This is a genomic window from Alcanivorax sp. (genome assembly GCF_051117345.1).
In the GTDB taxonomy this organism is placed as follows: domain Bacteria; phylum Pseudomonadota; class Gammaproteobacteria; order Pseudomonadales; family Alcanivoracaceae; genus Alcanivorax.
On sequence record NZ_JBNPEC010000157.1, the window covers coordinates 1 to 7493 of the forward strand.

At 62.3% G+C, this 7493-nt stretch carries 7 protein-coding genes and 1 pseudogene; 5 read left to right on the top strand and 3 right to left on the bottom strand.

Features of this window, described 5'->3' with window-relative positions; translation table 11 throughout:
• From ACFE0K_RS10255 to ACFE0K_RS10275, 5 genes are all read left to right on the top strand, one after another.
• Positions 1-377 (top strand): PhnE/PtxC family ABC transporter permease (locus ACFE0K_RS10255; RefSeq protein WP_434535975.1); only part of this gene is annotated, 377 nt, incomplete at its 5' end.
• Between the two features lie 37 nt (positions 378-414).
• Positions 415-1188 (top strand): PhzF family phenazine biosynthesis protein, encoded by a 774-nt coding sequence (locus tag ACFE0K_RS10260; protein ID WP_434535976.1) that lies wholly within the window; start codon positions 415-417, stop codon positions 1186-1188.
• Positions 1188-3347: a selenide, water dikinase SelD gene (gene selD, locus ACFE0K_RS10265; protein WP_434535981.1), complete on the top strand. Its 2160-nt coding sequence runs from the start codon at positions 1188-1190 to the stop codon at positions 3345-3347. The genes ACFE0K_RS10260 and selD overlap by 1 nt, the downstream gene beginning before the upstream one ends.
• Before the next feature lie 47 nt (positions 3348-3394).
• Positions 3395-3784 carry a PA2779 family protein gene (locus ACFE0K_RS10270; protein WP_434535977.1) on the top strand — a complete coding sequence of 130 codons (390 nt, stop codon included), beginning with the start codon at positions 3395-3397 and terminating at the stop codon, positions 3782-3784.
• Between the two features lie 153 nt (positions 3785-3937).
• Complete coding sequence (locus tag ACFE0K_RS10275; protein ID WP_434535978.1) at positions 3938-4798, top strand: PA2778 family cysteine peptidase; 861 nt, start codon at positions 3938-3940, stop codon at positions 4796-4798.
• On the opposite strand, the gene ACFE0K_RS10280 is transcribed toward ACFE0K_RS10275, so the two are convergent.
• From ACFE0K_RS10280 to ACFE0K_RS10290, 3 genes and pseudogenes are all read right to left on the bottom strand, one after another.
• Positions 4735-5349 (bottom strand): hypothetical protein, encoded by a 615-nt coding sequence (locus tag ACFE0K_RS10280; protein WP_434535979.1) that lies wholly within the window; start codon positions 5347-5349, stop codon positions 4735-4737. The two genes, ACFE0K_RS10275 and ACFE0K_RS10280, sit on opposite strands and share 64 nt — an antisense overlap.
• Complete coding sequence (locus tag ACFE0K_RS10285) at positions 5346-6674, bottom strand: peptidylprolyl isomerase (protein ID WP_434535980.1); 1329 nt, start codon at positions 6672-6674, stop codon at positions 5346-5348. The genes ACFE0K_RS10280 and ACFE0K_RS10285 overlap by 4 nt, the downstream gene beginning before the upstream one ends.
• Before the next feature lie 230 nt (positions 6675-6904).
• Positions 6905-7493 (bottom strand): annotated as a pseudogene (locus tag ACFE0K_RS10290) (phospholipase); the annotation flags it as partial.

The window sequence follows — 7493 nt, forward strand, 5'->3', positions numbered from 1 at the left end:
CGGGCATCCTGGCCCTGGCCCTGCACACCGGCGCCATCGTCGCCCACCTCACCGGCCGCTTCAGCGAAAGCCTGACGTTGCGTGCGGACGCCCCCACCGGCCTCAACCGCTACGCCTGGGAAGTGTTGCCCCGCGTCACCCCCAACCTGCTGGCCTTCCTGCTCTACCGCTGGGAAGTGATCATGCGCGAAACGGCGGTGCTGGGGATTCTTGGCATTCATACCCTGGGTTTCTATATTGATTCCAGCGTGGCGGAATTCCGCTTCGATCGGACCCTGCTATTGATCATGGCCACGGTCATGCTCAATCTGGCAGTGGATGCGCTGTCGCGAGGATTGCGCAAGCGATTGCGGCTAAAGCCGGGCTTGGGTCTATGAAGCCAACGAAACGAACGCGTTATTTGCAAGGCAGCCCATGAAACTCTATCAAGTCGATGCCTTCACCTCTTCCCTGTTTGCCGGTAACCCGGCGGCGGTGGTGCCGCTGGAAAGCTGGCCGGAGGATGCCCTGCTGCAGAACATCGCCATGGAGAACAATCTGTCGGAGACCGCCTTTCTGGTGGCGGATGACACCGGCTATACGCTGCGCTGGTTTACTCCCAGTGTGGAAGTGGACCTGTGCGGCCATGCCACCCTGGCCGCTGCCTGGGTAGTGTTCAATGCGCTGGGGTTTCCCGGTGAGCGGATTCGTTTCAATACTTCATCCGGTGCGCTTTATGTGGAGCGCAACGGCCAGACTTTGAGCCTGGATTTCCTCAGCCGACCGGCGCACCCGGTCAGCAACCGGGCACCCTACGAGCAGGCGCTGGGCATTCCTCTCACGGAGGTTCTTCAGGCTCGCGATACCCTGGTGGTGCTGGACAGCGCGGAACAGGTACGCAACTTCCAGCCGGATTTTGCCGCCATCGGCAAACTGGATACCTTTGCGATCATGATCACCGCCCCCGGCGATGACTGCGATTTCGTCAGCCGCTTTTTCGCCCCGGCCAAGGGCGTACCGGAAGACCCGGTGATCGGCTCCGCCCATTGCACCCTGGTGCCCTACTGGGCCGAACGGCTGGGCAAGAGCACCCTGCACGCCCGCCAGCTTTCGGCACGGGGCGGCGAATTGCACTGCACTCTCAAGGGTGACCGGGTTACCCTGAGTGGCCAGGCTCGCTGCTTTTTGAAAGGCGATATCCTGCTGTGATGACCCCCTCGGCCAACCACGACCTGGTATTGATTGGCGGCGGCCACAGCCATGCGCTGGCCCTGCGCATGCTGGCCATGAAACCGATCCCCGGCGTACGGATTACCCTGGTGTCGCCCGATGCGTTGAGCGCCTATTCCGGTATGCTGCCCGGCCTGATTGCCGGCCACTACACCCTCTCCGGTAGCCATGTGGATCTGTACCGGCTATGCCAGGCCACCGGCACCCGCTTTATCCGCGCCGCGGTGACACGAATCTGCAGCGCCGAACGCCGCCTCACCCTGGACGATGGCAGTACCCTGGACTATGACTGGCTGAGCCTGGATGTGGGCGCCACCCCGGACCTGCAACCCGTGGGTGGCGGTCATCCGGATATCGTGCCGGTAAAACCGGTGGCCAGCTTCCACCAGCGCTGGCAGCAATGGCGTGATCATGACAGCCCGCTGGCCGTGGTCGGCGCCGGCGCCGGTGGTACGGAAATGGCCCTGGCCATTGCCGAACATCAACGGCAAACCGGACACCGCGGCGCCCTGTCACTCATCAGCGGCGGCGTACTGCTACCAGGCTACCCGGAACCGGTGCGCCGACGTATGCAACGCTATCTGGAGGACTACGGTATCCAGCTGCGCGAACACACCCGGGTGGAAAAACGCGATGGCACCCTCTACGCCAACGACACCCCCCTGGACGCCGCGCGGGTGCTCTGGTGCACCGGCGTGCGCGGCACCCGGGTGATTGCAGACAGCGACCTGGACTGTGACGACAAGGGCTTTGTGCGCGTAACCGAGACCTTGCAAAGCCGCAGCGACAGCCGCGTGTTTGCCGCCGGTGATTGCGCTGCCTTTCCCAACAGCCTGCCCAAGGCCGGCGTTTATGCGGTGCGCCAGGCCAAGGTGTTGGCCCACAACCTGAGCGCCGCCATCACCGGCCAGCCCTTGCAGGCCTACCGACCGCAGAAACGCTTTCTCTCTTTGCTCTCCGCCGGTGGCAAGCAGGCAGTGGCCAGCCGTGGCGGCGCCCTGTCTGCCGCCGGGCACTGGGTATGGCGCTGGAAGGATCGTATCGATCGCGCCTTTATGGACAAGTTCGATCGCCAGTTGCCTGCCATGACACCGCCTCCGGCAGACCCGGACACCCTGCATTGCGCCGGCTGCGGCGCCAAGGTGGGCAGCGGTGCACTCCATGATGCCTTGCGGGATTTACAGCCACATATCCGTGACGATATCGAGGCCGGGGTGGATGCCGCCGATGACGCGGCTATCATTCACTGGGCAAGCAACAAGCGATTGGTGCAAAGCCTGGATTATTTCCCGGCCTTTATTGACGAACCATTTTTGTTTGGCCGAGTGGCGGCACTGCACAGCCTCAGCGATCTGTACGCCATGAATGCCATGCCCCACTCTGCCCTGGCCAACGTGACCCTGCCGTGGCACCACCCTAAGTTGCAGGGCCGGGATCTGCACCGGTTGATGGCCGGCGCGGTGAAAGAACTGAACGCCGCTGGCTGCACCCTGGTGGGCGGCCACACCATCGAAGGCCCGCAGATGGCTGCCGGTTTTACCGTCAACGGTCAGGCGGACCCGCAACAGCTCTGGCACAAACGCGGCGCCCGGAACGGCGACCGCCTGCTGCTGACCAAACCCCTGGGCAGCGGCGTGCAGCTGGCCGCCATGATGCACAAAGACAAACTGCACGGCCCCTGGCTGGATGCCACCCTGGACCATTTGCTGGTCAGCAATCGTATCGCCCAACAGGCCATGCAGGATCTGCCAGTGCATGCCTGCACCGATATCACCGGCTTCGGCCTGCTCGGTCATCTCCATGAAATCTGTCAGCAAAGTGATGTGGCCATGGCCGTCGATACCGACAGCACTCCCCTGCTGCCCGGCACCCTGTCGCTGATTGAAGATGGGGTGAGTAGCACCCTCAACGAGGCCAACCGGCACGTGTTGATGCATTGCGATACGCAGCGGGTTGCAGAGTCGCTACTGACTATCCTGTGTGACCCGCAAACCGCCGGTGGACTGCTGTTCAGCATTCCCGAAGACGCACTGTCCCGGGCCCTTACGCAATTGCGTGAAGCCGGAGTCAACGCGACAGAAATTGGTAAAGTCCTTGTAAAAAATGGTGATTCCTCGAGAGATATTCTTTTGCGTTAAGGTCAAGGTGTTAGTGTTGAATTCATCGAGCTGAATGGAGATATCCCATGACCAAGCGCATTACCGGTATTCTCAGTGCATCATTGCTGCTTTTCATGCAGCTGATGATTGTGCCGGCCGCCCAGGCCGCCATGATCGGTAACGATACGGTCATCCAACAACAGGACCGCGCGACCATGAAGGCGCAGGTAATGGAACTGATGGATCACAAGGTCGCCGCCAAGGCGCTGGGTGACTACGGTGTTAGCAAGGATCAGGTGAGCCAGCGTCTTGACCGACTGACTGATCAGGAACTGCAGCAGCTGGCCCAGAAGGCAGAAGAGTTGCCCGCCGGTCAGGGCGTGGTTGGCGTGATTCTCGCCATCATCCTGATTCTTATCCTGCTCGACCTGCTGGGTGCGACCAACGTCTTTCCCGCCATTGATCCCATTAACTGATCCATGCCTCTCCCCTACGGCGAGGAGCCAGCAGCTCCTCGCCTTTCACTCCCAGCCTTTGCCAGCCCTTTCAACCTGGCATGCCTCGTCAGCCTGCTGATTCTGCTTTCCTTGAGTGGATGCCAGAGTTTTCCGCCTCCTCAAAGTGCGCAGGTGGACACCGAACAGCAGCTGGTGGTGCCGTTTGTTCCCCAGGAAAAGTACCAATGCGGCCCCGCCGCCCTGGCCATGATGCTGCAATGGGCCGGCAAGCCGGTGACGGCAAACAGCCTGGTGGACGAAGTGTGGTTACCGGAACGGGAAGGCAGCCTGGGGATTGAATTGCGGGCTGCCGCCCGCAGCCGCGGCCTGATGGCCTATCCGGTGGAAAACAGCGAGGCGCTGTTCAGTGAACTGCAGGCGGGTCGACCGGTACTGGTGCTACAGAACCTGGCCCTGCGCCGCTGGCCCCAATGGCATTTTGCCGTGGTTACCGGCTATCAAGATGAGGGCAACACCATAGTCCTGCACAGCGGCACCGACGCCGGCAAGACCAGCCACTGGAACCGCTTTATCCGCACCTGGGCCCGTGCCAATCAATGGGGCTTCACCCTGGTCGAACCGGGGCAACTCCCTGCCAGTGCGGAACCGCGCACCCTGTTCCGGGCGATTTCCGCCCTGCCCAATGCCGAGGCCTTCTGGCCGACGGCGGTAGACGCGTTCCCGCACAGCGGCAAACTCTGGTTCGGTCACGGCAACAGCCTGTGGAGCCAGGGCCAACAGCAACCGGCGCTCGACGCCTTCCAACGCGCTACCGGTCAGGCGCCAGACTTTGCCGCCGCCTGGAATAACCTGGCTTACGCCCAACAAGCGCTGGGCGATCAGGAAGGAGCCCGCGACAGCATCTGCCGTGCCCGTGCCCTTGCCCCTAAGAACGAGGCCATCCGCGACAGCGTCATAGAGCTAACCGGTCAATCCTGCCCGGCTGCCGACGAGGCCTCGTCGGCCGACTCCGCCTGCTGCGCCGATAACTGATCCCGCTGTTCGCGCAACTTGGCCAGCTTCGCTTCCCCTTCCGCCAGTTGCGCCTCACTGATGCCGCTGGCGCGGCCTTTGGCAATCATCGCTTCCAGTTCCGGAATACGCTGATCAACGGCACTGGCGAACGAGGCATAGACATTCTGTTGCTGGCGCTGCTCGTACTGTTGATACAGCGCCGGGTCGGCCAGCTCGGCAGCACTGGGCGGCTCCCGCAAATCCGTACGCGGGGCCAACGGCGGCGTACGCGGATCACCGTGGCGCATGCTGTCACGCAGGGCCGTTACCGCTTGTGGCGAGGGCATCGGCCCGGCAGCGGCATCGTCAACGCGGGAAGCTCGCGATGGCCGCTGCCGCTCCGCCACTGTGTCGATCATGGACAAAGGCGTGGCCGCTTTTTCCTGCGCTTTCTGCGGTGCGATCTCTGCGACCGCCGTGCTGTCATCGGTCACCCCCGGTAGCGGCGCCTGTGCTGCGCTCGGCAACCACCTGGCCATCACCAAGGCCACCGCGCCCAGCAACACAGCAACCAGCAGCGCCTTCATCACAGCACCGCCTGATTGATTCGCAGCGATGCCTGTTCGGTGACCTCCGCCAGCAGGCTCTGAAAGCGCTGTTGCAACAGTTCCTGAGCCACTGCCCGACCCGCACGGTAGCGAACCGATTCACTCTCCAGGCTCTGGTAGGCAGTCACTTTTTCTTCTACCAGAAACAGTTCCCAGTAGGCGGCGCCATCGCCACCGGGGCTGCGAAACGGCGGCGACACTACGCCTTCCGGCTGCACAAACGCCAGCGACCGGGTCCAGAGATCCTGCCGGGATTGCCGATCGATCCAGCCCAGCTCGCCGCCCTGTTCCTGGTCCGGCGCCACGGAGTAATCCGCTACTGCCTGATCAAACGACAGGCCATCGTGGATCAGCTCATGGACCCGGTCCGCCTGCTGCTGACTGTTCACTCTCAGATGTCGCGCCCGCACCCGCTCTACCCGGGTGAACAGCACCTTGTTCGCCACGTAATAGTCGGCAATTTGTTGATCCGTCACCTGCGCCGCCAGCTCCCGCAGTTGCGGATTGTCGTCATGGATGTCCTGCATCAGACCCATGTCATGCATCAGGGCCTCCCGCTGCAGGGCATCGTCGATGCTGCGATCCACGGCGGCGATGGCCGCGCGGGACAGCCCGGCCTGTTGCTCAAACCAGTCAAACACGTAGGCCATGGTCAGCTGCTGTTTCACCGCTTCGCGAATGAAATCCAGGTTGAGGTTATGCATCTGCACCTTCAACTGGATGTTCTGCCGCCGGTATAGGTCCCACAAGGTCAGGGTCTGTTCCGGCTGATCGTCGGCAAAACGATAGCGGGCCAGCACATAGTCGCTGGCCGCTTGCTGCTGGGCGTCGGTCATGGTGCTGTACAACGCCTGCTCCAGGGTCAACATGGGCGCCAGCGCCTGGCGGGACAGCGCCAGCGGTGTGGTCAGGCTGTCCAGGCTGTTGCCCATCCCGTCGTCGTTAACCGCTTTGCGCAGGGCGTCAGCATAGGCGGTGCGAATCAACTTGAAGCGCTGCTGCTCGTGGCGGGTAGCACTGTCGTAGCCCACCCGTTCCGGGTGCGCATCGTGATCATGTTGCGCATGGGCCACCGCCGCCAGAAGGCGGTTTTCCACCAGCCCCTTGAGGACGCTTTCGCGGCTGATATCCGGCTCACTGCGACGCGCCGCCGCCACGAACACATCCAGCGTGGCGGCGGGAATCACATCGCCATCCACCCGGGCGGCCACGTCATCGGACAGCGGCCCCCATTGTTGCCAGCCGGCATAGCCGGCCACGGCGACAACCGTCAACACAATGGCCAACATCCATCGAGGCATTGCCATGGAAGTTTCCCTCTCTCGTCTCTTATCGCCCATTCATTACCGTAGGGTGGATTAGCCGAAGGCGTAATCCACCAAAACCACCACCCCGGACGTCGGATCCTATGATGGTGGATTACGGCCTTCGGCCCTACGCGGGCTGCACCATTCAAACGCAGGATCGGTGCAGTTCGCCTCAGGCTCAGTGCACCCTACGGAAAAACACCGGCCCGGTTACGGGCCGGTTCGTAGCGTCAGGGATTCACCTGATATGCCGCGTGGTTGAGCAGATGTACCACCATGGCAATGGCGTTGGGGATGACTGTCTGCCCCACCTGCACACGATCGGAATGGTCGGTGCTGGACAACACGATACCGCCGTTGCCATAGGCCAAGGCGCCGCCCTCGGTGAGTAGCGGACGAATGTCACTGCCGGTGGGCGACAATGGGGTGAAATTCTGCAGCGCCTGGTCCACCAGAGCGGTGGCGTTCAGGTTTTCACTGTCGTAGTAATCCGCCACCCAGGATTCCCAGCCGCTGTGATTCAGGGCCGAGGTGGTCCACACATGGTGGGGCTGCAACAGGTCGGTGGTGTGTAGCACAAAGCCCAGGGTCTGGGCGGTGGGCTGGCTGAGGAACTGGCTGTACCAGTACTGCCCCAGGTTATCGATGGGCTGGAACGGCATTTCCTCGAAGTCGTCGTACATGGACTTGCTGGAGTAGCTTCCCTGCCGGTAGTTCGCTTCGGTAATGCCATAGGTGTTGTACTGCGGATCCTCCGACGACCACCAGCCGGTCATGCCACCGGGTCCAGCATCCAGATAGTCACCGTACAGCCCAGCC